The sequence below is a fragment of the Neoroseomonas soli genome (assembly GCF_018129065.1).
GTDB classification, from domain to species: Bacteria; Pseudomonadota; Alphaproteobacteria; order Acetobacterales; family Acetobacteraceae; genus Neoroseomonas; species Neoroseomonas soli.
In genome coordinates this window covers 1-25,573 of sequence record NZ_JAAEDM010000054.1, presented here as the reverse complement: position 1 = coordinate 25,573, position 25,573 = coordinate 1, and the positions used below count along the sequence as shown (strand labels likewise).

General features: G+C 70.8%; 28 protein-coding genes. 9 read left to right on the top strand and 19 right to left on the bottom strand.

Translation table 11 applies throughout. The features are described 5' to 3' along the window. Nucleotides 1-126 precede the first annotated feature (126 nt). Nucleotides 127-396 carry a hypothetical protein gene (locus tag GXW76_RS17390; protein WP_211863362.1) on the bottom strand — a complete coding sequence of 90 codons (270 nt, stop codon included), beginning with the start codon at nt 394-396 and terminating at the stop codon, nt 127-129. 234 nt (nt 397-630) lie between these two features. Here GXW76_RS17390 and GXW76_RS17385 point away from each other — a divergent pair, with 234 nt between their 5' ends. From GXW76_RS17385 to GXW76_RS17375, 3 genes are all read left to right on the top strand, one after another. Continuing rightward, nucleotides 631-1,590: a Bug family tripartite tricarboxylate transporter substrate binding protein gene (locus GXW76_RS17385; RefSeq protein ID WP_211863361.1), complete on the top strand. Its 960-nt coding sequence runs from the start codon at nt 631-633 to the stop codon at nt 1,588-1,590. A gap of 143 nt (nt 1,591-1,733) precedes the next feature. Continuing rightward, nucleotides 1,734-2,456, top strand: a complete 723-nt coding sequence (phbB, locus tag GXW76_RS17380; protein WP_211863360.1) for an acetoacetyl-CoA reductase — start codon at nt 1,734-1,736, stop codon at nt 2,454-2,456. 130 nt (nt 2,457-2,586) lie between these two features. Beyond that, nucleotides 2,587-3,225, top strand: a complete 639-nt coding sequence (locus GXW76_RS17375; protein WP_246514467.1) for a YciI family protein — start codon at nt 2,587-2,589, stop codon at nt 3,223-3,225. Between the two features lie 103 nt (nt 3,226-3,328). On the opposite strand, the gene GXW76_RS17370 is transcribed toward GXW76_RS17375, so the two are convergent. From GXW76_RS17370 to GXW76_RS17325, 10 genes are all read right to left on the bottom strand, one after another. Beyond that, complete coding sequence (locus GXW76_RS17370; RefSeq protein ID WP_211863359.1) at nt 3,329-4,510, bottom strand: CaiB/BaiF CoA transferase family protein; 1,182 nt, start codon at nt 4,508-4,510, stop codon at nt 3,329-3,331. Nucleotides 4,511-4,517: 7 nt separating this feature from the next. Continuing rightward, entirely contained in the window at nt 4,518-5,483 is a 966-nt protein-coding gene (locus tag GXW76_RS17365) for a Bug family tripartite tricarboxylate transporter substrate binding protein (RefSeq protein ID WP_211863358.1), read from the bottom strand. Nucleotides 5,484-5,549: 66 nt separating this feature from the next. Beyond that, entirely contained in the window at nt 5,550-6,533 is a 984-nt protein-coding gene (locus GXW76_RS17360; protein ID WP_211863357.1) for a Bug family tripartite tricarboxylate transporter substrate binding protein, read from the bottom strand. Between the two features lie 40 nt (nt 6,534-6,573). Next, nucleotides 6,574-8,094: an acyl-CoA synthetase gene (locus GXW76_RS17355; RefSeq protein ID WP_338150984.1), complete on the bottom strand. Its 1,521-nt coding sequence runs from the start codon at nt 8,092-8,094 to the stop codon at nt 6,574-6,576. Then, nucleotides 8,091-8,954, bottom strand: coding sequence for a MaoC/PaaZ C-terminal domain-containing protein (locus GXW76_RS17350; RefSeq protein WP_211863356.1), 864 nt, complete (start codon nt 8,952-8,954; stop codon nt 8,091-8,093). The genes GXW76_RS17355 and GXW76_RS17350 overlap by 4 nt, the downstream gene beginning before the upstream one ends. Nucleotides 8,955-8,969: 15 nt before the next feature. After that, entirely contained in the window at nt 8,970-9,851 is an 882-nt protein-coding gene (locus GXW76_RS17345) for an HpcH/HpaI aldolase/citrate lyase family protein (protein WP_211863355.1), read from the bottom strand. Continuing rightward, entirely contained in the window at nt 9,848-10,300 is a 453-nt protein-coding gene (locus tag GXW76_RS17340) for a MaoC family dehydratase (protein ID WP_211863354.1), read from the bottom strand. Before GXW76_RS17340 ends, GXW76_RS17345 begins: the two co-directional genes overlap by 4 nt. A 10-nt stretch (nt 10,301-10,310) precedes the next feature. Beyond that, nucleotides 10,311-10,745 carry a Zn-ribbon domain-containing OB-fold protein gene (locus GXW76_RS17335; RefSeq protein WP_211863353.1) on the bottom strand — a complete coding sequence of 145 codons (435 nt, stop codon included), beginning with the start codon at nt 10,743-10,745 and terminating at the stop codon, nt 10,311-10,313. Next, complete coding sequence (locus GXW76_RS17330; RefSeq protein ID WP_211863352.1) at nt 10,742-11,926, bottom strand: thiolase C-terminal domain-containing protein; 1,185 nt, start codon at nt 11,924-11,926, stop codon at nt 10,742-10,744. The genes GXW76_RS17335 and GXW76_RS17330 overlap by 4 nt, the downstream gene beginning before the upstream one ends. Nucleotides 11,927-11,954: 28 nt before the next feature. Then, complete coding sequence (locus GXW76_RS17325) at nt 11,955-13,112, bottom strand: acyl-CoA dehydrogenase family protein (RefSeq protein WP_211863351.1); 1,158 nt, start codon at nt 13,110-13,112, stop codon at nt 11,955-11,957. An 81-nt stretch (nt 13,113-13,193) separates the two neighbouring features. Here GXW76_RS17325 and GXW76_RS17320 point away from each other — a divergent pair, with 81 nt between their 5' ends. Genes GXW76_RS17320 through GXW76_RS17305 form a run of 4 tightly spaced genes read left to right on the top strand, consistent with a single transcriptional unit; the run spans nt 13,194 to nt 17,035 of the window. Then, nucleotides 13,194-14,360, top strand: coding sequence for an acyl-CoA dehydrogenase family protein (locus tag GXW76_RS17320; RefSeq protein WP_211863350.1), 1,167 nt, complete (start codon nt 13,194-13,196; stop codon nt 14,358-14,360). 2 nt (nt 14,361-14,362) lie between these two features. Next, entirely contained in the window at nt 14,363-15,553 is a 1,191-nt protein-coding gene (locus GXW76_RS17315; RefSeq protein ID WP_211863349.1) for a CaiB/BaiF CoA transferase family protein, read from the top strand. A gap of 13 nt (nt 15,554-15,566) precedes the next feature. Beyond that, complete coding sequence (locus GXW76_RS17310) at nt 15,567-16,529, top strand: Bug family tripartite tricarboxylate transporter substrate binding protein (protein ID WP_211863348.1); 963 nt, start codon at nt 15,567-15,569, stop codon at nt 16,527-16,529. Beyond that, a complete protein-coding gene (locus GXW76_RS17305) occupies nt 16,526-17,035 on the top strand; it encodes a MarR family winged helix-turn-helix transcriptional regulator (protein WP_211863347.1) in 510 nt (169 codons plus the stop codon). Before GXW76_RS17310 ends, GXW76_RS17305 begins: the two co-directional genes overlap by 4 nt. A 382-nt stretch (nt 17,036-17,417) precedes the next feature. Here the strand turns inward: GXW76_RS17305 and rho are convergent, their stop codons facing one another. The 3 genes from rho to GXW76_RS17290 all read right to left on the bottom strand — a co-directional run bounded on the left by rho (nt 17,418) and on the right by GXW76_RS17290 (nt 21,448). Then, entirely contained in the window at nt 17,418-18,692 is a 1,275-nt protein-coding gene (gene rho, locus GXW76_RS17300; RefSeq protein ID WP_211863346.1) for a transcription termination factor Rho, read from the bottom strand. A gap of 383 nt (nt 18,693-19,075) precedes the next feature. Then, the gene (locus GXW76_RS17295; protein WP_211863345.1) at nt 19,076-20,164 is read right to left on the bottom strand and encodes a TRAP transporter substrate-binding protein; all 1,089 of its coding nucleotides are present in this window, start codon (nt 20,162-20,164) and stop codon (nt 19,076-19,078) included. A 66-nt stretch (nt 20,165-20,230) separates the two neighbouring features. After that, nucleotides 20,231-21,448, bottom strand: a complete 1,218-nt coding sequence (locus GXW76_RS17290) for an MFS transporter (RefSeq protein ID WP_211863344.1) — start codon at nt 21,446-21,448, stop codon at nt 20,231-20,233. A 323-nt stretch (nt 21,449-21,771) separates the two neighbouring features. On the opposite strand from GXW76_RS17290, the gene GXW76_RS17285 reads away from it, so the two are divergent. Together GXW76_RS17285 and GXW76_RS17280 are read left to right on the top strand one after the other, a co-directional pair. Beyond that, the gene (locus tag GXW76_RS17285) at nt 21,772-21,933 is read left to right on the top strand and encodes a DUF1127 domain-containing protein (RefSeq protein WP_211863343.1); all 162 of its coding nucleotides are present in this window, start codon (nt 21,772-21,774) and stop codon (nt 21,931-21,933) included. A gap of 33 nt (nt 21,934-21,966) precedes the next feature. Further along, on the top strand, nt 21,967-22,872 hold the full coding sequence (locus GXW76_RS17280) for a DMT family transporter (protein ID WP_211863342.1): 906 nt from the start codon (nt 21,967-21,969) through the stop codon (nt 22,870-22,872). A 21-nt stretch (nt 22,873-22,893) separates the two neighbouring features. On the opposite strand, the gene GXW76_RS17275 is transcribed toward GXW76_RS17280, so the two are convergent. The 5 genes from GXW76_RS17275 to GXW76_RS17255 form a co-directional block, all read right to left on the bottom strand. Continuing rightward, a complete protein-coding gene (locus GXW76_RS17275; protein ID WP_211863341.1) occupies nt 22,894-23,442 on the bottom strand; it encodes a carboxymuconolactone decarboxylase family protein in 549 nt (182 codons plus the stop codon). Nucleotides 23,443-23,503: 61 nt separating this feature from the next. Next, a complete protein-coding gene (locus GXW76_RS17270; protein ID WP_211863340.1) occupies nt 23,504-24,208 on the bottom strand; it encodes a Crp/Fnr family transcriptional regulator in 705 nt (234 codons plus the stop codon). Between the two features lie 93 nt (nt 24,209-24,301). Next, a complete protein-coding gene (locus GXW76_RS17265) occupies nt 24,302-24,517 on the bottom strand; it encodes a cation transporter (protein WP_211863339.1) in 216 nt (71 codons plus the stop codon). 5 nt (nt 24,518-24,522) lie between these two features. Next, on the bottom strand, nt 24,523-24,912 hold the full coding sequence (cueR, locus tag GXW76_RS17260; protein WP_211863338.1) for a Cu(I)-responsive transcriptional regulator: 390 nt from the start codon (nt 24,910-24,912) through the stop codon (nt 24,523-24,525). After that, on the bottom strand, nt 24,909-25,573 hold a 665-nt coding region (locus GXW76_RS17255), incomplete at its 5' end, for an HAD-IC family P-type ATPase (RefSeq protein WP_211863337.1). The genes GXW76_RS17255 and cueR, both read right to left, overlap by 4 nt.

Below are 25,573 nucleotides of genomic sequence, written 5' to 3'. Positions count from 1 at the left end.
CGCGAAGTCCGCGGCGCTTCGGGATCGTGCCTCCGGCGCGGTCGCTACATGGGCGGAACCCGCCCTCCCGACGTTTGAGCAAGTCTCCTCACGCACATGGCTGGTTCCAGCCGCATGCGAGCGGCGTCAGGCGGCGCGGCGCGCCTCGGCCCCGCCGCGCACCTCCGTCACGCCCACCACCTGGCCGAGATTCCCGGCCACGAGGTGGACCATGCCGGCCGGCATGGCATCGAGCGCGATCTCGACGCGCATCACATCGCCCTCCCGCCGCGCGAGGACCAGGTCGGGCACCAGGTCGCGCTTGGCGAGCGGTTGCAGCAGACGGGAGAGCAGGCCCGGCGACGCCTCGGCGAGGACGACGAAGCGCGCGGGGAGGAGAAGGTCGGGATCGGACATGGCAGCGGTGCTTCCGGCAGTTCGGGAAGGGGCGGATCGGACGACGCGGCCGCAAGGCGCGCCCGCCCCGGGGCGCAGCCTCAGTCGGCCGTGCCGGTAATTCGCCCCGCGATGCGCCGCTGCGCTGCCATGGATGGACTTTAGCAACCCGGCGGCGCCGGCGCCAGCGCCGGACGTTCCGGCCGCATGCATCCTGCGCTACCCTGCCCGGACCACGCTGCCGGAGCCCCCCCAATGCTGCGCCGCCACCTGCTTCTCGCCGCCCCGGCGCTGCTTTCGGCGCCCGCGCTGGCGCAGCCCTACCCCGGCCCGGTGCGGCTGATCGTACCCTTCGCCACCGGCGGCACCACGGACATCATCGCCCGGTTGATCGCCGAGGAGATGGGCCGCCGCCTCGGCACGGTGGTGATCGTCGAGAACCGGCCGGGCGCCGGCGCGACGCTCGGCACCGGCCTCGTCGCGCGGGCGGCGCCGGACGGGACGACGCTGCTGATCTCCACCATCTCGGGCATGGCGGTGGGCAACACGCTCTACCGCGACCGCATCCAGTGGGATGCGGACCGCGACTTCGCGCATATCGCCACCATCCTCGGCACGCCTTACCTGCTGCTCGTCAACCCGCAGACGCCGATGCGCAGCGTGGCGGACTTCGTCGCCGCGGCGAAGCGGCCGCCGGGCGTCGCCTTCGCGACCAGCGGCATCGGCTCGGTGCCGCACCTGGTCGGGCTGCGCATGGCGCAGGCGGCGGGGTTCGAGTTGCAGCACATCCCCTATCGTGGCGGCTCGCAGGCGGCGACCGACGCGATCGCGGGCGTGGTGCCCTCGGTGATGGACAGCCTGACGGCGGCCTCGGCGTATATCCGCGCGGGCAGCCTGCGGGCGCTCGCCTTCACGACGCGGGAGCGGATCGCCGACTTCCCCGACATCCCGACCCTGATCGAGAGCGGCTTCCCCGATATCATCGCCGATGGCTGGGCCGGCATCGCCGCGCCGGCCGGCACGCCGCGCGCGTTGCAGGAGCGTCTCGCGGCCGCGATACGGGAAGCGATGGCAGCGCCCCAGGTCGCGCGCCGCTACGCCGAGACGGCGACGCAGCCGGGCACGCTCTTCCTCGACGACGCGCAGGCCTTCGTGCGCGCGGAGATCGCGGCCTGGGCGCCGGTGGTCCGTGCCTCCGGCGCCACCCCGGGCTGATGGCGCGCGCCTCCCGCGCGACGCCCATCGCATTTCCCGCTGGCGCGCCGGCGCGCGGCGGGTTTTGATCCGACTCAAGGACGGATCTTGTCCCCGGCCCGTAAACGCCAGTGGCCGACCACCGGAATAGGGAGAGAACAGGCATGGCACGCGTCGCACTCGTCACCGGAGGCCAGCGCGGCATCGGCGCCGCGATCAGCGAGGCGCTGCAGGCGGCCGGCCGCAAGGTCGTCGCCTCCTACGCCGGCAACGATGCCGCCGCGGAGGCCTTCACCAAGCGCACCGGCATCCCCTGCTACAAGTTCGACGTCGGCAACTACGACTCCTGCACCGAGGCGCTGAAGCGGATCGAGAGTGAGGTCGGCCCCGTCGAGGTGCTGGTGAACAACGCCGGCATCACCCGCGACGCCACCATGAAGCGCCTGTCGCGCGAGATGTGGGACGCGGTGATCGATACCAACCTCGGCTCCTGCTACAACACCTGCAAGCTGGTGTGGGACGGCATGACGGCGCGCAAGTTCGGGCGCATCGTCAACATCGGCTCCATCAACGGCCAGGCCGGGCAGTACGGCCAGGTGAACTACGCCGCCGCCAAGTCCGGCATCCATGGCTTCACCAAGGCGCTGGCGCAGGAAGGCGCGCGCAGCCAGATCACGGTGAACGCCATCGCCCCCGGCTATGTGGACACGGAGATGGTGCGCGCCGTGCCGCCCGACGTGCTCGAGAAGATCGTCGCCAAGATCCCGATGGGCCGGCTCGGGCGCGCCTATGACATCGCACGGGGCGTGGTCTTCCTGACCGCCGACGACGCGGACTTCATCACCGGATCGACGCTGTCGATCAACGGCGGGCAGCACATGTACTGACGCATCGAGGGGGGAATCCGCGGCGCGGGTTCCCCCTTCGCTGCCATCGCGGGGCAGGTGCCGCCGTTCCCCCTGACGCGCCGCGCCGCGCCGTGGCAGTCTGCGCAGGCACGGAAGGGCAGGAAGCATCATGGGCTACGCCATCATCGCCTGGGACGGGCCGGACCCCGCACGCCGGATGGCGGTGCGCGACCGGCACCTCGCGGTCATCACGCGCTGGGCGCAGGACGGGAGGCTGGCGCTCGGCGTGCCGCTGTTCACGCCGGACTGGCAGCCCGCGGGCTCGCTGATGGTGCTGGAGGTGCCGGACAAGGCCGGGCTCGACGCCTACCTGGCCGAGGAGCCCTTCGCCGCCGAAGGCGTCTGGGCGAAGTGGGAGGTGCACCCCTTCCGCATCGCGCCGTTGCCCTATCACCGCCTGCCGCAGCCGGGCGATGCGATCTCCGCCACGCGGACCCATACCGTGACCATTGCCCTGGACGGCACCGACGCGGAGGCGCCGGCACGCCGGGCGGCGGCGCGGCCCGCGCACATCGCGCGCGTTGCGCCGATGGCCACCGACGGCACCCTGGCGCTGGGCGGGGCGATCCTCAACGAGGCCGGCGCCATGCGCGGGTCCATCGTGGTGTCCCGCCACGCGACGGACGCGGCGGCGCGCGCGTGGATCGCGGAGGATCCCTACACCACCGGGGCGGTGTGGAAGGATATCGCGATGCACGGGACGCGCTTCGCGCCGCTGCCGTATCGGGCGCTGCCGGGCAGCGCCTGACGATCGGCCGGGCGCAGGAGAGACCATCCTTCGCGCGCCCGGTGTTCGCGCGGCGTGCCTGCTGTGCGACGAGCCTGCGTCCAACGTCGCGCCCGGCAGGGCATCAGCCGAACGCGGCCGCGCCGCGCAGCGCCGCGACGCCGGCCGCGTCGTAGCCCAGCATCGCGAGCACGTCCTGCCCATCCGCGCCGAGCGCAGGCGCGGGCCGGTCGGGCTGGTCGGGCAGCGACGGGAAGCGCACGGGCTGCCGCGCCGACCGTGCCAGGCCGCTGCCGTTCGGCGCAAAGAAGTCCACGTCCTGCAGGTGCGGGTCGCGCAGCAGGTCCTCGAGCCGGTTCACCCGCGCATGCGGGATGTCGAGTTCCTGCAGCGCGCGCAGCCAGTCGTCGGTGCTGCGGCGCGCCATCTCCTCGGCCAGCACGGTGTAGAGTTCCGCGATGTGTGCGCTGCGTTCACCGGGGTCCGAGAACCACGGCGCCTCGAGCACGTCCTCGCGCCCCGTGAATTCCAGCAGGCGGCGCCATTGCTGCTCGGTGTAGGGCAGCGCGGCGATCCAGCCATCGAGCGTGCGGTAGGGCCGGCGGTCGGCGGCGAACATGCGATGGTAGCCGGCGGATTCGGGCGGGCCGCCGAAGGCGGCGGCGGCCAGGTGCTCGTTCAGCACGAAGGCGGCGACGGCTTCGAACATCGCGGCCTCGACCTCGATCGGGCCCTTCATGCCGCGGCCGCGCGCGGCGATCGCCGCCATCACGCCATAGGTCGCGGTCAGCGCCGCCACCTTGTCAGCCATCACCCCCGGCACATAGGCGGGGTCCTGCCCGCGATAGGACGGCAATGCGGCGATGCCGCCGGCGGCCTGGATCACGTCGTCGAAGGCCGGGCGCCCGGCGTAGCGCCCGCCGCTGCCGAAGCCGACGGCGGCGCAGTAGATGATCTCCGGGTTGATCGCCGCGACCGGCGCGAAGCCGAAGCCCAGGCGGTCGATCGCCGCGGGGCGCATGTTGTGGACGAAGACCTCGGCCCAGCGCAGCAGGCGCGTGAAGACCTCCCGCCCGCCCGCGGTCTTGAGGTCGAGCACGATGCTGCGCTTGTTGCGGTTGTTGCAGACGAACATGGCGCTGTCGCCCTGCGGGCCGCGCGGCTGGATGCCCCGCGCGAGGTCGCCCTCAGGGCTTTCCACCTTGATGACGTCGGCGCCGAAGTCGCCGAGCACCTGGCCGATCAGCGGACCGTAGATGACGGAGGTGAGGTCGAGGACGCGAAGGCCCGACAGCAGGGGAATCATGCGCGCGTCACTCCGGCCGGATGCCGGCGTCGGCGACGACCTGACGCCAGAGCGGCAATTCGCGGCGCAGGCGCTCGGAAAGATCTGCCGGTCCGGTCAGCAGCAGCCGCCCGCCGGCTGCCGCCATGCGCTCACCGAGCGGCGAGCCGCTGCGCAGTGGCGCGAATTCGGCGACGAGCCGCGCCGTCGCATCCTCCGGGAAGTTGCGCGGGGCAAACAGCCCGAACCAGATGGCGATGCCGGTGCCGGGCACCACCTCCGTGATCGAGGGCACGTCGGGTACGACCGGCACGCGATCCGGCGTGGTCACGGCGAGCAGCACGCCGCGCCCTTCCCGCACATGCGGCAACAGCGTCGCGAGGTCGCCGCTCATCACGTCAACGTCGCCGGCAAGGAAGCCACTGATGAGTTGCCCGCCGCCGCGATAGGGCACGTGCTGCCAGGTGATGCCCGCGCGCGCGCCGAACAGCGCCGCGGCCATGTGCGTGGTGGTGCCGTTGCCCGAGGACCCGTAGGTGATCCGCCCCGGTGCCGCCTTCGCCGCCGCGATCAGGCCCGGCAGGTCGCGGAAGGCGGCGCTGGGCCGCACCATGAAGCCCATGCTCGCTTCCGAGACGAGCGAGATGGGCGTGAGTTCGGCCACCGGGTCGTAGCCGATGTCGGGCTGCACCGCGGGCTGGATGGCGACGGCGCCGGTGACCATCAGCAGCGTGTGCTGGTCCGTCGTGCCGATCACCTGCTTGGTGCCGAGCGCGCCGCCGGCGCCGGGTCGGGTTTCCACCACGAAAGGCTGGCCAAGGCGGGCGGCGAGGTGTTCCGCGATGAAGCGGCCGGGGATTTCCACCGGCCCGCCGGGCGCATAGGGAATGACGATGCGCACCGGGCGGTTGGGCCAGCCGCGCGCCTGCGCCGCCGCCGCGGCGGGCAGGGCCAGGGTGGCGGCGGCAAGGGCGCTGCGGCGCGTGATCGGCACGGTGGTTCCTCCGGATCTCCGCGCGCAGGCTACGTCCGCGTGGCGCGCGCCGTCCATCCGCGCCGGCTATTCCGGCGTGATGCCGGCGCGGCGCACAAGGTCGACATTCTCCGCGAGGTCCTTCGCCACCTGTTCGCGCATCGCGCGCGCACCCGTCGGCCAGGCGGAAATGCCGAGCGGTTCCAGCCGCTGCAACAGCCGTTCGTCGGAGAAGGTCGCGGCGAGGGCCGCGCCGAGCGGTTCGGCGATGGAGTCCGGCAGCCCCGCGGGCGCGGCGACGCCGGTCCAGTTCGGCACCACATAGCCGGGGAATCCCTGTTCCGCGACGGTCGGCACGTCCGGCAGCGGACGGAAGCGCTGCGCGGTGGCAATGCCGAGCGGCTTCACGCGCCCCGCATCCATGTGCGGCCGCGCGGGCGCGAGCGTGCTCAGCATGAAGTCCACCCGCCCGGTCGAGACATCCGTCAGCGCCGCGGCGGTGCCGTTGTAGGGCACGTGGATCAGGTCGATGCCCGCGCGCCGCGCCAGGTCGAAGGTGCCGAGATGCGCCGAGGAGCCGACGCCCCAGGTGGCGTAGCTGATCTCACCGGGGCGGCGCTTCGCGGCGGCGATCAGCGCATCCAGGCTCTCCCACCGCGGATGCGCGACGTAGAGATAGACGGCGCTGCCCGTCATGCCGAGCCAGGTGAAGTCCTTCGCGGAATCATAGCCGGCATTGCGCAGCACGAAGGGGGTAATGGTGAAGGTGCCATTGCCGGCGAAGACGAGCGTGTTGCCGTCCGGCCGCGCGCGCGCCACCTGCCGCGTGCCGAGCGTCGTGCTCGCACCCGGCTTGTGTTCCATGATGAAAGTGCCACCGAGGCGTTCCTGCAGGCCCTGGGTGATCGCATTGCCGAAGACGTCCGGGATGCCGCCGGCGGCATAGGGGATGACGAGGCTGACGGTGCGGTTCCCCGGATAGGCGGATTGCGCGCGCGCGACGCGCGGGGCGAGGATCGGCGCAAGCCCGGCCGCGAGCAGCGCGCGGCGTGGGGTGGTGATGTGGTTCATTCTGGACCTCCCTGTTCGCGCGTTCCCGGCGCGGCTGTTCTCAGATCGCGCGGCCGGCTCCCTGCCAGTAGGGATCGCGCAGCTTGCGCTTGAGCAGCTTGCCGGAATCGTCGCGCGGCAATTCGTCGTGGAACTCGATGACGCGCGGCACCTTGAAGTTGGCGAGCTTCGACTTCAGCGCCTCGCGAATCGCCGCTTCCGTCGTGCCGGGTGCGGCGCGGATCGCGGCGCAGAGGCTTTCGCCGTATTCCGCATCCGGGATGCCGAAGACGGCGCAGTCGAGCACGCCGGGGATGCCGATCATCACCGCCTCGATCTCGGCGGGGTAGATGTTCACGCCGCCGGAGATGACCATGTCCCGCTTGCGGTCGCAGAGGAACAGGTAGCCGTCCGCGTCGAAGTAGCCGACGTCACCGACCGTGATCAGGCCGCCGAGTTCCACCGCGCGGCGTTCGCCGTCGCGCTTGTTGTAGGTGAAGTCGGGCATGTACTCGACGCTGGCGAAGATCTCGCCCGGCACGCCGACCGGGCATTCCTGCCCGTTCGCGTCGAGGATCTTCACGATCGCGCCCTCGGTCAGCGTGCCGACGGAGCCGGGTTTCGCGAGCCACTGCTCGGAGGTGCAGGCGGTCGGTGCGCCGAGATCGGTGGCACCATAGAATTCATGGATGACAGGGCCCCACCATTCGATCATCGCGCGCTTCACCTCGGGCGGGCAGGGCGCGGCGGCGTGGGTGACGTGGCACAGGGAGGAGAGGTCGTAGCGGCGCTTCACCTCCTCCGGCAGGCGCAGCAGGCGCACCATCATCGTCGGCACGAGGAAGACCGTGGTGATGCGGTGGCGCTCGATCAGAGCCAGCGTCTCCTCCGGGTCGAAGCGCGGCATCAGCACCAGCACCTCCGACAGCGGCACGGCGCGCAGGCCGAAGCCGTTCGGGGCGGAGTGGTACATCGGGCCGGGCACGAGCGAGCGAATGCCCGGCACCAACCCGTAGATCTGCGCGCGGTTGCGCGCGGTGGCGGCGGCCTGCTCGGCGGTTGGCGGCTGGCGCCGCACGCCCTTGGGCCGGCCGGTGGTGCCGGATGTGTAGATCATGCTCTCGCGCGCCGGCTGGGGCGGGCGGTCCCATTCGGCGTGGCGGGCGATGAAGGCGTCCCAGTCCTCGCCCGGCGCGGCGGCGGTCGCGGGCGGGATGCCGTAGGCCGCGGCGGCCTCGGGCGGCGTCGGCACGACCAGGATGGTGAGGCCTTCCGGTGCCTCGGACAGCAGATGCGCGAGGTCGGCGTGCACGACGACGACGCGCGCCTCGCAGTCGCGCAGCAGGTAGGCGACCTCGTCCGGCTTCCAGTGCCAGTTGATCGGCACCGCGTAGCCGCCGAGCGTCGTCGCGGCGAGGCTCGCTTCGAGAAAGGAGACGTCGTTGCGCAGCAGCAGCGCGACGCAATCTCCCGGACCGACGCCGAGCGCGGCGAAGCCGGTCGCCGCGCGGCGCACTCGCGCCATCAGCGCGTCGCGGGTGACCTGGCGGTCACCGCTGATGATGACCGCCGGCGCCGTCACGGCAGGTATTCCACCCGGCCGTTGTTGAGCGCGATGACATCGCGCGCCGGCACCCGCACGCGGAAGGCGGCCACACCCGGCCCCTGCTTCCAGACCTCCGTGCGCAGCGTCTCCCCCGGATAGACCGGCGAGGTGAAGCGCAGGTCGAAGCGCCTGAGGCGCGTCGCGTCGCCGTCGCAGAGCAGGTTCATCACCGACCACCCCGCAACGCCGTAGGAGCAGAGCCCATGCAGGATCGGCTGCGCGAAGCCGCCCTTCGCCGCCGCCTTCGGGTCGGCATGGACCGGGTTGTAGTCGCCGTTCAGTCGATAGAGCAGCGCCGCGTGCGGGCCGACGGTCCAGTCGAAGGACGCATCCGGCGTGCCCTCCGGCACCGCGTGCGGCTGGCGGATCGGGCCGCTCGGCCCGCCGAAGCCGCCATCGCCGCGCAGGAAGGACGTGCTGGTCAGGCTGCACAGCTTGTCGCCGCTGGCGGCGTCGAGCAGTTCGCGCGTCGTGTACATCAGCGCGCCCTTGCCGGCGCCCTTGTCGATGATCTCGTCGATGCGGAACCGGCTGACGACGCGGCCCTTCGGCGGCAGCGGCTTGTGGATGGTCAGGCCCTGCTCGCCGTGCAGCACCTTCGGCCAGTCCACGCCGGTGTCGGGTTCCTTCACCCAGAAGCCGGGCGTCGCGAGCACCACGCCCATGGTCGGCAGGGTGACGAGGTCTTCCTCGTACACATGGCGCAACTGCTTCGGGTCCATCGGGTCCTGCCCGAGGCCGAGGCCGAGCGCGTAGAGCATCGTGTCCTTGACGCCGTAGGCCTGCTCGATGTCCGCGAACTTGCGGTTCTTCAGCTTCTCGTAGTCGATGGCCATGCGCCGTTTCCCCCGTCAGTCCTGGAACGCCGCATCGGCGGCGAGCACGCGCTGCGCCTGGCGCAGATGCGGCATGTCGATCATCTTCCCGTCGAGACCCACCGTGCCGATGCCCGGATTCGCCTCGAAGGCCGCGACGACGCGGCGGGCGTGGGCGACTTCCTCCGCGGTCGGGCGGAAGCCTTCGTTGATGGCGGCGACCTGCGCAGGGTGGATGGCGATCTTGCCGGTGAAGCCCTGCTTGCGGCCATCGGCGCAGGCGGCGCGCAGCGCGGCCTCGTCGCGGAAATCGACTTCCAGCGTGTCGATGGGCTGCACATTGGCCGCCACGGCGGCGAGCAGGCAGGCGGAGCGCGCGAGGCGATAGGTCAGTGCATAGCCGCCCGCCGGATCCTGATTGGTGCTGGCGCCAAGGGCAGCCGGCAGGTCCTCCGCGCCCCAGGTCAGGGCGGCGAGGCGCGGCACGGTAACGCGCGCGTATTCGGACAGGCGCAGCACCGCCGCGGCGGTTTCCGTCGCCACCGACAGCAGTTTGATTCTGCCGGGCGGCAGGCCGTCGCGCGCCTCCAGCGCATCGAGCCAATGCGACAGGCGCAGCAACTCATCGGGCCCGTTCACCTTCGGCACGACGAGGCCATCCGGCGCTGCGCGCACCACGGCGGCGGCGTCGGTCAGCCCTTCGCCATCGAGCGGGTTGATGCGCACCCACAGTTGCGGGCGGCGTGCCGCGCCGGCATGCGCGGTCAGGTAGTCCACCACCATCCCGCGCGCGACCGGGCGGCGTGACGCAGCGACCGAATCCTCGAGGTCGAGGATCAGCGCATCCGCGCCGCTTTCGCCGCCCTTGGCGAGCTTGCGCTCGCTGTCGGCGGGAACGAACAGCCAGGACCGGATCATGCCGGCTTGCCGAGCATCAGCGCCTGGCGCCGGCAATGCCCCACCAGCACGTCATGCTGGTTGTAGGCGCGGTGCATGAACTCGACGATGCCCTGGCCGGGGCGCGACTTGCTGGGCCGCTTTGACAGCACTTCCGATTCCACGTGGATGGTGTCGCCATGGAAGAGCGGCTTCGGGAAGCGCACCTCGTCCCAGCCCAGATTGGCGACCGTGGTGCCGAGCGTCGTGTCGCCGACCGAGATGCCCACCATCAGCCCCAGCGTGAAGCAGGAATTGACGATGCGTGCGCCGAACTCCGTGGTCTTGCCGTATTCCTCATCGAGGTGCAGCGCCGCCGGATTGTGCGTGATGGCGGAGAACCAGACATTGTCGGTCTCCGTGATCGTGCGGCGGATCGCGTGCCGGAACACCTGGCCGACCTCGAATTCCTCGAAATAGAGTCCCGCCATGGTCCTGTCCTCAGCCCTTGAGGCGCCACTGGACCAGCGTGTAGGGCGGGTCCGCCTCGTCATGCGGTTCGAAGACCGCTTCGACTTCTGCGCCGATCTCGACCGGCGCGGTGGGTTCGCAGAGCAGGTTGCCGACCATGCGGACATTGCCTGCTTCCGGCAGTTCCACCAGCACGATGGTGTAGGGACCGAAGCCGTTCAGCGCCGGATGCACCGGATGATGCGGCCGCTGCCAGGACCAGATGCGGCCGCGCGGCGCCACTTCCTCCCACCCCAGGTCGAAGGAGTGGCAGCGATGGCAGACCCATTCCGGGCCCCATTGATGCGCGCCGCAGCCATTGCAGCGCTGGATCACCAGCTTGCTGGCGCGGGTGCCTTCCCAATAGGGCTTGGCGACGGGTTCCTGCGCGGGCGCGGGCAGGCCGGGGGGAAGGGCGGTGCTCACAGGGTCGCCTCCGTGCCGAGGACCAGGCTGCTGACAGGCGTGACCATCGGCCCGCCGAGGACGGCGACGACCTCCGCGCCGGCCACCTGGTTGTTCGCCGTTCCGCGAAGCTGGCGGACAGCTTCGTTCACCATCTCGAGGCCGTGCATGTAGCACTCGGCGAGGTTCCCGCCGCTGGTGTTCATCGGCATCTTGCCGGTGGGCGCGAGAAGGTTCTCAAGGACAAGGAACTCATTCGCCTTCTTCGGATCGACGAAGCCGTGCTCGACGAGCGAGAGCAGCACGCCGCCGGTGAAGTTCTCATAGGCCTGCACGACATCGACATCCTGCGGGCCGAGCTTCGCCATGGCCCACATGTTCTTCGCCACCGTCGGGAAATGCGCGGAGGCATAGTCCGGCGCGTTGTGCACCGGCGCCGCGCTGCGATGGTGCCCGCCCTGCGCGGTGCCGAGCAGGTAGGTCGGCTTGTGCGGCAGGTCCTTCGCGCGGTCGGCCGGCACGACCAGCACCGCGCCGGCGCCGTCATTCTCCTGGCAACAGTCAAACAGGCGATGGAACGGCTCCACGATCCAGCGGGAGGCGTCGTACTTCTCCTCCGTCAACGGACGGCCATACATCACCGCGCTCGGGTTGGTCTGCGCGTGGTGGTAGGAGGCCATGGCGATGCTGCGCAGCGCCTCGTGCCGGATGCCGTGTTCGGTCATGAAGCGCGTGATCTTCATGGCGAAGCGCTGCGCCGGCGACATCAGGCCGTAGGGAAACAGGAAGGCGTCGTCGCCCGCCGCCGCCGCAACGGCCTGTCCGCGCCCGTAGCGCGCGAACTGCCCCTGCGCGAGCGAGCGGAAGGCGATGACGCAATTCGCCATGCCCGAATGCACCGCCGCCGCCGCATTGGCGACCGACGCCGCGACGCCACCGCCACCGCCGCCCCAATGCATGTTGGAGAAGCGCAATTCCTTGATACCGAGCGCGGCCGCGAGGCGCACCGCCTCCGACCGGTCATTGCCGTAGGAGGCGAAGCCATCCACCTCCTTCGGGTCGATGCCGGCGTCGTGGCACGCAGCGAGCACCGCCTGCAACGCCAACTTGAACTCCGCATCGGGTGATTGCCCGTGCTTGTAGTAGGTGGTCTCGCCGATGCCGGCGATCGCCACCTTGCCGCGCAATGTGCGCTCGCTCATCGGCGCTGTGCCCCTTCCTGCCTGTTCATCACGCGGCGCCCTGAAAGAGGCGCCGACCGATGATTTCCTTCATCACTTCCGCCGCGCCGCCGGCAATGCGCGTCACGCGCGCATCCGCCCAGGCCCGCGCGATCGGCGTCTCCAGCATGTAGCCGGTGCCGCCGAAGAGCTGCAGGCAGCGGTCCAGAACCTCGCATTGCAGGTCGGTGCAGAAGAGCTTCGCCATGCCGGCCTCGATGGGATCGAGCGTGCCTTCCATCTGCAATGCGATCAGCCCGTCCGTCATCGCGCGCGCGGCCACCGTCTTCGTCGCGAGTTCCGCCAGCACGAAGCGCGTGTTCTGGAAGTCCGCGATGGTGCGGCCGAAGGCCTTGCGCTCCCGGGTGTGGGCAACCGTCCAGCGGATCGCTTCCTCGGCCAGCACCGTGCCACGCACGGCCTGCACGAGACGTTCGCGCGCAAGATTCGTCATCAGCATGCCGAAGCCCTGGCCCTCCGCACCGAGGCGGTTCGCCATCGGCACGCGCACCTCATCGAAGAAGAGCTCCGAGGTGTCCTGCGCCTTCATCCCGATCTTGGCGAGGTTTCGCCCACGGCGGAAACCGGGCGTCTTCGCCTCGACGACGATCAGGCTGACGCCGTGCGCGCCGGCATTCGCGTCCGTCTTGCAGGCGGTGATGATGATGTCGGCGTTCTGGCCGTTGGAGATGAAGGTCTTCTGCCCGCGTATGACATAGTGATCGCCGTCCGCCACCGCGCGCGTGCGCATGCCCTTGAGGTCGCTGCCCGCATCCGGTTCCGTCATGGCGATGGCGCCGATCAGCGTGCCGTCCACCATCCCCGGCAGCCAGCGGCGCTTCTGTTCCTCGGACCCGAACTTCGCGAGGTAGGTCGCGACCATGTCCGAATGCACGACGAAGCCGGGGCCGGAGAGGTTGGCGCGGGCCAGTTCCTCGGTCACCACCGTGCAATGGCCGAAATCACCGCCCGGCCCGCCGTATTCGGGCGCCACGTCGCAGCAGAGAAGCCCGGCATCGCCCGCCTTGCGCCAGGCCTCGCGCGGGACGATGCCCGCTTCCTCCCACGCCATGTTGTTGGGAACGAGCTCGGATTCCACGAAGCGGCGCACGGAGGCGCGGAAGATCTCGTGCTCCTGGCTCAGCACCGTGCGCGGACGGTCCAGCATGCCGTTTCCTCGATCCTTGTCGTTCTCTTGCAAATGGTAAGCATGCGTACGATCATCGCGCAAGCAGTCGCGGAGGGACGCATGGATTTCGGCCTGTCGCCCGAACAGGAGGCGATCGTCGAGGGCGTGACCGCCGTCTGCCGCCGCTTCGGCGACGACTACTGGCGATCCTGTGATGACGAGGCGCGCTTCCCCCGCGAATTCCACCGCGCCATGGCCGAGGGCGGCTGGCTCGGCATCACCATGCCGGAGGAACATGGCGGCGCCGGCCTCGGCGTGACGGAAGCAGCACTTGTCATGCATACCGTTGCGCGCCACGGCGGCGGGATGGCGGCGGCATCCTCCCTGCACATCAACATGTTCGGCCCTCACCCGATCGTGGTGCACGGCACGCCCGAGCAGAAGGCACGCTGGATCCCGCCGCTCGTCGCCGGCACGGACCAGGCCTGCTTCGGCTTCACGGAACCGAATGCCGGGCTCGACACCACCTCCATCACCACCTTCGCGGCGAAGGTGCCGGGCGGCTATCGCGTGAACGGGCGGAAGATCTGGACCTCCACCGGCCAGGTGGCGAACAGGATCATGCTGCTCACGCGCACGACGAAGAAGGAGGATGCGCGCCGCCCCTCCGAGGGCATCACGCTGTTCTACACCGAGCTCGACCGCAGCAAGGTGGAGGTGAAGCGCATCCCGAAGATGGGCCGCGCCGCGGTCGATTCGAACATGACCTTCATCGACGACCTGTTCGTCCCGGATGAGGACCGCATCGGCGAGGAAGGCAAGGGCTTCGGCTACGTCCTCGACAGCCTGAACCCCGAACGCGTGCTGGTGGCGTCCGAAGCGGTGGCGATCGGGCAGGATGCGCTGGAACGCGCCGCGCGCTACGGGCGGGATCGCACGGTCTTCGGCCGACCGATCGGGCAGAACCAGGCGATCCAACACCCGCTCGCGGAATGCTGGACGGCGCTGGAATCGGCGTGGCTGATGGCGCTCAAGGCGGCCTGGCTCTACGACAACGGCAAGCCCTGCGGGGCCGAGGCGAATGCGGCGAAGCTACTGGCCGGGCGCGCCGGGTACAACGCGGCGCTGCAGGCCGTGCTGACCCATGGCGGCATGGGCTACGCCAAGGAATACGTGGTCGAGAGACTGCTGCGGGAAGTGCTGATCTGCCGCATCGCGCCGGTCTCCGAGCAACTGGTGTTGTCCTTCATCGCCGAGCGCGTGCTCGGCCAGCCGAAATCCTACTGACCATGACGCCGCTTGCCGGGATCCGGGTGCTGGATTTCTCCAAGGTGCTGGCCGGGCCGCTCTGCGGGCAGTGGCTCGGCGACCTGGGCGCGGAGGTGACGAAGATCGAACCGCCCAAGGGCGGCGACGACACGCGCGGCTGGCCACCCTTCCGCGAAGGGGTCGGCGCGGTGTTCCTCAGCGCCAACCGCAACAAGAAGTCGCTGGCGCTGGACCTCAAGACCGAGGCAGGGCGTGCGGCGGCGCGCAAGATGGTCACGCAGGCCGATGTGCTGATCGAATCCTACGCGACGGGCGTGGCGGAACGCCTCGGCATCGGGGCGGAGGAGATGCGGGCGCTGAACCCGCGCCTGGTCTACTGCTCGATCTCCGGCTTCGGGCGGACAGGGCCGCTGAAGGAGGGCCTCGGCTACGACGTCATCCTGCAGGCGTTCTCCGGCATCATGGCGATGACGGGCGAGCGCGGCGGCGGGCCGGCACGCAGCCCCTTCTCGCCGATCGACCAGTCCACGGGGATAAATGCCTTCTCCGGCATCCTCGTCGCGCTGCTGGAACGCAACCGCACGGGGCAGGGTTGCCGGCTGGAGGTGTCGCTGTTCGAGACCGCCGCCGCGCTGCTCGGCTACAACTTCCAGATCTTCTGGGAGAAGGGAACGCTGCCGGAGAAGTGCGGGTCCGGGCATGAGTCGCTGTGTCCCTACCAGGCCTTCGATGCGTCGGACCGTCCGGTGCTGATCGGCATCGCCAACGACAATCTCTGGCGCCGCTTCACCGCCGGCATCGGGCGGCCGGAACTCGGCGAGGACCCACGCTTCCGCACCAATGCCGACCGCGTGGCGAACTTCGCGAAAACCGTCGCGCTGGTGCAATCCATCGTCGCCACGCGCACCGCGGATGAATGGGTGGAATTCTGCCTGCGCATCGGCATCCCCTGCGCGGCGGTCAATACCATCGCCGACATGCTCGCCCATCCGCACATGGCGGCGCGCGGCATGGTCATGGAATACGAGCATCCGCAGCTCGGCCCGCTGAAGACGATGGCGCAGCCAATCCAGTTCGACGGCAAGGCGCGGCGCGTGGCCTCGCCGCCACCGATGCTCGGCCAGCATTCGGAAGAAGCCCTGGCCGGCTACGGCTTCGCGCCGGAGGAGATCGCCGCCCTGCGCGCCGCCGGCGCGCTCGGTGCGGCATGAGAGGGAGGTTCCGATGATCGGACGCAGGCTCGTCCTCGCCACGCCGTTCCTGCCGCTCGCCGCGCGGGCACAGGGCAGCGACGCCTACCCTTCACGCCCGCTGCGCGCCATCGTGCCCTTCCCGCCGGGCAGCGCGACGGACGGCATCGCGCGCTTCGTCGCGGAACGCATCTCCCGCAGCCTCGGCCAGCCGGTGGTGGTGGAGAACGTCGCCGGCGGCAATGGCACCATCGCGGCGCGGCAGGCCGCGCGCGCCGCGCCGGACGGGCACACCTTCTTCTTCGCCACCAACTCGACCCACGCCGCCGCCGTGCACCTGATGAAGGAACCCGGCTACGACCCGGTGCGCGACTTCGCGCCGGTCACGCTCACCAGCATCGCGCCGCTGGTGCTGATGGTCCGTGCGGATTTCCCGGCGCGGAACGTCGCGGAGTTCGTCACCGAGGCGAAGGCGCGCGCGGGCGGGCTGAACTACGGCACGGGCAACATCGGCAGCCTGGCGGCGGCGCAACTGCTCATCAGCCTGACCGGGATCAGCGCGGAGCGCATATCCTATCGCGGCACGCCGGCGGCGGTGACGGACCTGCTCGCGGGCCGGCTGCATTTCATGGTCAGCGACCTTGCCTCGGCCGGCGAGCATGTCCGCGCCGGGACGCTGCGCGCCCTCGGCGTCACGCCGGCGCAGCGCATACCGATGCTGCCGGATGTGCCAACGCTGCAGGAAGCCGGCGTTGCGGGCTACGACTTCGCCTCCTGGGTCGCGGTCTTCCTGCCCGCCCGCAGCCCCGAGGCGGCCGTGTCGCGGCTGAACCGGGAGATCCGCGCCGTGCTCGACAGCGAGGAGGGCAAGCGATACTCGCTCAGCCTCGGCCTGGTGTCCGCGACCGGCACGCCGGATGACCTCGCCCGCTTCCAGGCGCGCGAGATCGAGCAATGGGGTCGCATCGCCCAGGCCGCCGGATTGCCGAGGGAATGACGCTTTTGGCCTCCGCGCCACTGCGCCAGAACCGGGGCGGATCACGCGGCAGCAGCGAGTTCCGCATCGGCTTCCTGGTGCATGACGTCTCCCGCCTGCGGCAGATGGTGTTCGACCAGGCGATGAAGCCGCATGGCGTCACGCGCGCGCAGTGGTGGGCGCTGGCGCAGTTGACGCGCTACGACCCGGCGGGCGGGATGACGCAGGCGGAACTGGCGCGCCTGCTCGGCCTGGGGAAGGTGGCGACGGGCGGGATGATCGACCGGCTGGAGGCCGCCGGCCTGGTCGTGCGCAAGGCGGATGCGGCGGACCGGCGCATCAACCGCGTCTACGTGACGCCGCGCGGCAGCCGTCTGCTGGAACGCATGGTCGCGGTTGGCAGGGATCTCAACCGCTCGGTGCTGCGGGGCATCCCGAAGGAAGACCTGGAAGCGACGGATCGCGTGCTGACCGCGCTCGGCAAGCGCATGCGCGGGATGCTGGACGGCGACGCAGCCGAGGAATAGGCGGGGCCGCCGAGTTCACCAACAGGGGCGAGCCTTCGGCACGGACGGGGGTGCTCCGCCCCCGACGTCCACGCGTGTCGTCCATCCTTGGGAGAACGGGGATCGCAGCGCCGCCTCGGTCGGGCAGGCCCTGGCCTCACTCAACCGATGCTGGCCCGGCGGGGATGCCAGGATCCGTCCGTGACGATCGGTAGCGGCGAAGCCTACGTGAGGGCGGCCCGCCTTTGGGCCGCGCTCATCCACGCCCTCGATCAGGCGATGCGTGAGGCGCGCGGCCTCACGTATTCATCGCTCGGTAGCGGCGAAGCCTACGTGAGGGCGGCCCGCCTTTGGGCCGCGCTCATCCACGCCCTCGATCAGGCGATGCGTGAGGCGCGCGGCCTCACGTATTCATCGCATCGAAGAAGTCCTGGTTCGTCTTGCTGTACTTCAGCTTGTCGATCAGGAATTCCATCGCGTCCTGCGTGCCCATCGGGTTCAGGATGCGGCGCAGGACCCACATCTTCGACAGCGTCGCGCGGTCCACCAGAAGTTCTTCCTTGCGGGTGCCGGACTTGGTGATGTCGATCGCGGGGAAGGTGCGCTTGTCGGACAGCTTGCGGTCCAGCACGATTTCGCTGTTACCGGTGCCCTTGAACTCTTCGAAGATCACCTCGTCCATGCGCGAACCGGTGTCGATCAGCGCGGTGGCGATGATGGTCAGCGAACCGCCTTCCTCGATGTTGCGCGCCGCGCCGAAGAAGCGCTTCGGGCGCTGCAGCGCGTTGGCGTCCACGCCGCCGGTCAGCACCTTGCCGGACGACGGCACGACCGAGTTGTAGGCGCGGCCGAGGCGGGTGATGGAGTCGAGCAGGATCACCACGTCCCGCTTGTGCTCGACCAGGCGCTTGGCCTTCTCGAGCACCATCTCGGTGACCTGGACGTGGCGGGTGGCCGGCTCGTCGAAGGTGGAGGCCACGACCTCGCCCTTCACGGTGCGGGCCATGTCGGTCACTTCCTCGGGCCGCTCGTCGATGAGCAGCACCATCAGGAAGACCTCGGGATTGTTGGCCGAGATCGACTTGGCGATGTTCTGCAGCATCACCGTCTTGCCGGTGCGCGGCGGGGCGACGATCAGCGCGCGCTGGCCCATGCCGATCGGGGCGATCAGGTCGATGACGCGGTGGGTGTTGTCCTTGGTCGGGCCCTTGGCGACGGACTCGACCTCGGGGTTCTCCATCTTCAGCCGGCGGTTGGGATACAGCGGCGTCAGATTGTCGAAGTTGATGCGGTGCTTGAGCGCCTCGGGCTGCTCGAAGTTGATGCTGTTGACCTTCAGCATCGCGAAGTAGCGCTCGCCGTCCTTCGGCGCGCGGATCTGGCCTTCGACCGTGTCGCCCGTGCGCAGGCCGAAGCGGCGCACCTGGGCCGGCGAGATGTAGATGTCGTCCGGCCCCGGCAGGAAGTTCGCCTGCGGGGAACGGAGATAGCCGAACCCGTCGGGCAGGATCTCGAGCGTGCCTTCGCCGAAGATCGCCTGGTCGTTCTCGGCGAACGTCTTGAGGATGGCGAACATCATGTCCTGCTTGCGCAGGGAGGAGGCGTTCTCGACGCCGACTTCCTCGGCGAAGGCGAGAAGGTCTGCGGGGCTCTTGGCCTTGAGTTCGGAAAGATGCATGGGTCCTGGACGCGGTCCGACAGCAGGGGATGGCCGGGACGTTCCCGAGGGCGTGGCTGGCGCGGAAGGCCCGCGCGTGCTGCGGCCTGACCGCCCGGGCCGCGGCCGGTGGCCGGCGCGACGGGCGATGTCCCGAAAGGAAGGAAGGAAGTTGGCGGCGCCTGGCGCGAAACGCCCCGCACCGCTGGCGGGAAGCGCGCGAACCCTATGGAGGAGCGGGCGGCCCGTCAACGGGTCAATTGCGGAGCCGCCGCGGAATTTCAAGGGCCTCGGCACCCCGTCTGCCGGGCAGCCGCGCCCTGCGCGCGACCGGCCCTGCCGCCGGCGCGCCGGCGCCCGGGGCACGAAAGCCAGGCCCGAGGCAAAGCCTCGGGCCCCGTGCCTTACCGCTGCGCGGCAGCGGGGAAGGCGAAGTTGTCGAAGGAATTCTCCGCCACGCGGAACCACTGGTACAGCTCGTCGCGGTAGGGGCGGTAGGAGTCCCACGCCCGCTTGAAGCGGGGGTTGCGGCTGCCGGTTTCCTCATAGACCTCGTGCGTGGCGCGCCAGGCGGCCTGCATGATGTCGCGCGGCCAGAAGCGCAGCTGCGCGCCGGCGGCCACCAGGCGGCGCAGCGCCTTCGGGTTGAGGTCGTCGTAGCGCGCCAGCATCTCGGAATCCTGCTCGTTGCAGGCGACCTCGATGGCGTGCTTGTACAGGTCCGGCAGCGCATCCCAGGCGCGCTGGTTGGCGACGAAGTGCAGCCGCGCGCCCGGCTCCCAGAAGCCCGGGGCATAGTAGTAGCGGGCCACGCGCACGAAGCCGAGCTTCTCGTCGTCATGCGGCACGGTGAACTCGACGGCATCGAGCGTGCCGCGCTCGAGCGACGGATAGATGTCCGCCGCGGCCACCTGCGTCGGTGCCGCGCCAAGCCGCTGGAACACCTGCCCCGCGAAGCCGGCGATGCGGAACTTCAGGCCGTTCAGCGCGGCGAGGTTCGGCACCTCGTTGCGGAACCAGCCGCCCATCTGCGCGCCGGTGTCGCCGCAGGTCAGGGCCACCGCGTTGTATTCACGGAAGAGATCCGCGCCGAGCTCCTTGCCGCCGCCATGCCGCCACCAGGCGGTGAACTGGCGGCTCTTCAGCCCGAAGGGCATCGCGGTGAAGAAGGCGAAGGTCGGGTCCTTGCCGACATAGTAGTAGGAGGCGGTGTGGGTGCACTCCACCGAGCCCGACTGCACCGCGTCCAGCGCGGCGAAGGGCGGGGCGATCTCGCCGCCGGGGAAGACCGAAATGCGGAACTTGCCGTCGGTCAGCTGCGCGACGCGCTGGGCGACGCCCTCGGCCGTGCCGAACAGCACGTCGAGGTTGCGCGGGAAGGAGGAGGAAAGGCGCCAGCGCACCTCCGGCATCTGCGTCTGGGCGAGGGCGGGCGCGGCCAGCGCGGCGGGGGCGGCGGCGGCCGCGGCCCCCATCAGGGCACGACGGTTCATTCGGGGGTTCCTCCCGGTATGGCGATCCAACCGTCCCATAAGCGAAAGACGGCAGGCGGAAAAGGATCAGGCCGGTGCCGGCCGCCGCGGGCCGGTGCGTGGCAGGGCATAGGCCAGCTGCACCACGCCCGCCAGCATGCCCATCCCCACCCCGAGCTGCCAGGCCAGCACGTAGTCCCCGTTCAGGTCGAACAGCACCCCGCCCCCGAAGGCGCCAAGGAAGGAGCCGAGCTGGTGCGACATGAAGGCGATGCCCTGGATCATCGCCTGGAAGCGCATGCCGAACATATCGATGACCATGCCCGAGACGAGCGGCGCCACGCCCAGCCACAGGAAGCCGATCACCGCGGCGAAGACGAGCGTCGAGGCCTCGCTCGGCGGCCAGGCGAAGTAGAGCGCCAGCACCACCGAACGCGAGAGGTAGATGCCGCCCAGCAGCACCCCCTTGCTCCAGCGCCCGCCGGCCCAGCCGAAGAACAGCGATCCCAGCACGTTGAACCCGCCGATCGTCCCGAGCGCCTTGGCCGACAGCATCGGGTCCTGCCCGCAGATCTCGAGGTAGGACGGCAGGTGCGTGGTCAGGAACACCAGTTGCAGCCCGCAGACGAAATAGGCCCCGGCCATCACCAGGAAGGGCGTGTGCGTCATCGCACGCGACAGGGCGGCGCCCATGCCCGGGGCTTCCCCCGGCGGCAGCGGCGGCACCGGCACGCGGTCCACCCGCCCCGCCATCCAGGCCGCCGGCAGCATGGCGATCGCCAGCACCAGGAACCCCCACACACCCGCCCGCCAGCCCCAGCCTTCCGCCAGCACCTGGCCGACCGGCGCGGCGATCAACGCCCCCACCGAACCCGCTGCGGAAACGATGCCGAGCGCGGTGGACCGCAGCGCATTCGGCACCGGCCGCGAAGCGACCGCGAGCGCCATGCCGCTCGCCGTACAGGCCAGCGCGAAGCCGATCAGCAGCCCCGGCCCCAGCATCAGCGCGACGCTGCCCTGCGCCAGCGCCATGACCGCGAGCCCGGCGAGATAGGCGACCGCGCCCGCCATCAGCACCGGCCGGAACCCCCAGCGCGCCGCCGCCGCGCCGGTGAAGGGCTGCAGCAGGCCCCAGCCGAGGTTCTGCACCGCGATGGCGAGCGTGAACTCGGCCACCGCGACGCCGAGCTCGCGCGTCGCCGGCGCCATGAACAGGCCGAGGCTCTGACGCAGGCCCATGGCGAGGGACAGCATGACCGCCGCACCGATCAGGATGGGCAGGCCGGCGCGGAGGGCAGGATTCATCGGTCGCTTGTGGCGCGCAGGGATGGGAGCGGCAAGAGGCGGGGGGAAGGGAACTTCCCCCCGCACCCCCCAACCTTCTTTGGGTCCTTAGCTTTCGTCGCCGGAGGGCGGCGGGCGCCCGGTCCTGGAGGGTCGGGGCCTGGCTTTCCGTGGCCGGCGGATGCGCTCCGCGCGCGCGTGTCGCAGGTCACGCGATACGGCCAAACCGCAAGGAAATCTCCAGCCGTCCGCAAGGGCGGCGCCAAGCACCCGCGGGCGGCCTGCCGCATGAATCGCGGGCCGCGGCGCCCCGCCGTCGGCCATCGACGGAAGGAACACCTGCCATGACCACCATCGGAACGCTGATCGACGGCTTCGCGCGCATCCGGGAACGCGCCCGGGGACGGCGGCTGCTGCTCGAGATGGATGCCCGGATGCTGAAGGACATCGGCATCTCGCGGGACATCGCCGCGGCGGAAGCCGTCAAGCCGTGGTGGCGGGACTGACGCGCGAGCGTCTCCCGCCAGGAGGCATGAACCATGACCGCCACTCCCTCCCCGCTCGGCATCGCCGCCGGGCTCGCGGCGTCCGCCATCTGGGGCGGCGCGCTCGCCGTCACGCGCCTCGGCGTGTCGGGCGACGCACCGCTCGCCCCGGATGACATCGCCATGCTGCGCTTCGCAGGCCCCGCGCTCCTGCTGCTGCCGGTGCTGCGCCGTGCCTGGCCAAGGTTGCGCCGCGTGCAGGCTTGGCAGTTGACGATGCTGCTCGCCGGCGGCGGCGCGCCCTTCGTCCTCGTGGCCGGCACGGGGCTGAGCATCGCAGGCGCGGCGGAAGCGGGCGCCCTGCTGCCGGGCACCGTGCCGCTCTGCGTGGCGCTGGTCTCGGCCTTCCTCGGCGAGCGCTTCGGCATCCTGCGCTTCGCCGGGCTGGCGATGATCGGCAGCGCGGTCGCGGTCATCGTAGCACCTTCCCTCGGCATGGGCGGGGACGGGCAGTGGATGGGCTACCTGCTGCTGCTCGCCGCGGCGCTGCTGGCCTCGGGCTACACCATCGCGCTGCGGCGCAGCGGGCTCGGCCCGTGGGAGGCGGCGGCCTTCGTCAGCGCCGGCTCGGTGCTCGTCCTCGCACCCTTCCAGCTCCTGGGCATGGACCCTGTCGCGCCGGGGATCCCGTGGCACGACATCGCCTTGCAGGCGACCTACCAGGGGCTTGCCTCGGGCATCCTCGCGCCGGTGGCCTTCGCCATGGCGGTGCAGCGGCTCGGCGCGGCGCAGGCGGCGGCCTTCGGCAGCCTCAGCCCCGGCGCGGCCTGCGCGGGCGGCTTCGCGCTGCTCGGCGAGGTGCCCAACGCGGCCACCGCCCTCGCCGTGCTGCTCTCCGGGCTCGGTGTCGTGCTCGTCACCCGCCCCTGGGCGGCGAAGGCCCGGCCGGGGGCGGGTTGATCGCGCCGGAAGGTCCGGCGATCACCCCGGCAGCGGGAAGCGGTCCAGGTAGGGCTGGTAGCCCGGCTCCACCTGGACATCGAGCGAGGCCAGCACGCGCACCACCGCGCAGTAGAAGCCGATGACCAGCACGAGATCGACCAGCCGCTCATTGTCGAAATGCGCGCGCAGCTTCTCGAAGGTGGCCTCGCTCACGCCCGGGCCGGCATAGGCCTCGCGCGCCGCCCGCAGCACGAGCTTCGCCACCGGCTCGAGCGTGGAATCCCGCCCCTCGCTCTCGGCGATCAGCGCGCGGATGTCGTCCTCGGTCACGCCGAAGTCGAAGCCGATCTTCACGTGATGCGACCATTCGTAGGGGGAGCGCGCCAGCCACCCCACCTGCAGGATCGCCAGTTCCCGCAGCCGCGCATCGAGCACCGAGCCGTAGCGGATGAATTGGCCGAGTCCCCCGAAGGCCCGCGCCCCGTTGGGGCTGTTGGTCAATGCGCGATGCAGCGCGATGTTGCGCTTCAGCAGGTCGCGATCCGCTTCCTTGAGCTTTTCCACGGTCATGTCGGGCACGCGGGCCATGTCGTTTCCCCCTTGGCTGGATGGGGGCATGGCACCACGTGGCGCGCGCGCTGCGAAGCCCTCAGGCCGGACGCACGCGCGCCTCCGTCCGCGGCAGCGTCGCGCGCAGCAGGGCGGCGCGGTCCGGCACGTCCACGCGGCGGCCGTGCAGGCGCAGCAGCCCCGCCGCTTCCAGCCCGTGCAGCGCGCGCGACAGGCTCTCGGGCGTCATGCCCAGTCGCGCCGCGATCGCCGCGCGCGGTTCGGGCAGTTCCACCGCGCCGCGCTGCGCGACCAGGCGACGCACCAGGAAACGCGCCGCGCGCTGCGTCGCGTCGCGCGTCTTGAGATCCACCACCTGGTCCAGCATCAGCCGCCAGTGCCGCGCGAGCTGCTCCATCGCCGCATGCATCAGGCCGGGGTCGGCCGCGGCGGCGGCGCGCACCTCCTCGGCCGGCAGTGCGATCAGGCGGGAGGGCGCGAGCGCCACCGCCGCCACCGGATTCGGCAGCTGCAGCATCACCGCGGGGATCGAGAACGCATCGCCGGGCGCGAGGATCTCCACCATGGTCGGCACGCCGCCATCCTCCGTCGTGCTGAGGCCGACGGAACCCTGGAGGAGCACGAGAAGCGATTCCGCCGGCGTGTCCTGCGCGAAGACCTGCGCGCCGCGCGACAGTGCGACCGGCCTGGCCGTTTCGATCAGCCGGGCGCGGGTCTCGGCGGAGGCGGCGGCGAGCAGCGCGCCGGTTTCCCTCACCCCGGGTGCCGTGCGCATCGCCTGCATGGGAGTCGTGTCCGCATGCATGCACCATCGCAGCGACCGCACGGCGGGGGATTGATTCAGATCAACGGCCGCCCCCGCCGCGTGCCGGGCGTCTCAGCCCTTCACCGCGTAGCCTTCCTCCTCCACCGCCACCGAGACGGTGTGGCGCGGCAGGATGGTCTCGGCCTTCACCGTGCCGTCCTGCAGGTCCACCACCACCTTCGCCTCCGGGTCCTTCGCCTGGATGGCGGCGGTCACGGCCTTCACGCAGTGGCCGCAGGACATGCCTTCCACCTTCAGCGTGATGGTGGGCGGGGTGCTCTTTTCCATCTCTCTCACTCCTTGCGTGCGAGGTCGTCCAGGATCGGACAGTCGGGCCGCGTATCGCCGTGGCAATGCTCGGCCAGGTGGCGAAGGCTCGCCGCCATCGTGCGCAGCGACGCCGCCTTGTTCTCCAGCGCCTCGACATGCGTCAGCGCAAGCTGCTTCACTTCCGCGCTCGCGCGCCCACGGTCCTGCCAGAGCATCAGCAGCCGGCGCACGTCCTCCAGCGGGAAGCCGAGGTCGCGCGCGTGGCGGATGAAGCGCAGCACCGCCACGTCGCGGTCGGCATAGACGCGGTAGCCGTTGTCGCTGCGCGCCGCCGTGAGCAGCCCGATCGATTCGTAGTGCCGGATCATCTTGGCCGAGACACCGGAGGTCGCGGCCGCGTCGCCGATGTTCACCGTGCATCCTCCTTCGGCTTCCACCGCGCCAGCAGCAGCGCGCTGGTCAGCACGCTGACCGAGGACATCGCCATCGCCGCCCCCGCCACGACCGGGGAGAGCATCCCCGCCGCCGCCAGCGGCAGCCCGACCACGTTGTAGCCGAAGGCCCAGACCAGGTTGTGGCGGATCTTCGCGTGCGTCCGCCGCGCCACCTCGATCGCCGCCGGCACCAGCGCCGGATCGCCGCGCAGCAGCGTGATGCCGGCGGCCTCGATGGCGACGTCGGTGCCCGTGCCCATGGCGATGCCGAGTTCCGCCTTCGCCAGCGCCGGCGCGTCGTTGACGCCGTCGCCCACCATGGCAATGCGATGGCCTTCCGCCTGCCAGGCGGCGACGGCGTCGGCCTTGCCGTCGGGCAGCACCTCGGCGGCGACGCTGTCGATGCCGAGCCGGTCCGCCACGCCTTGCGCCGCGGCGCGGATGTCGCCGCTCAGCATCGCCGTGCGCAGGCCCATCGCATGCAGCCCGCCGATCGCGGCGGCGGCACCCGGCTTCAGCGCGTCCTCGAAGGCGAACAGCGCGAGCACGCGCCGCCCCTCGATCAGCCAGGACAGGCTGCGGCCCTGGGCCGCCTCGGCCTCCGCCGCGGCGGCGAGCGCGCCGGCCTCGGCGCCGCTCT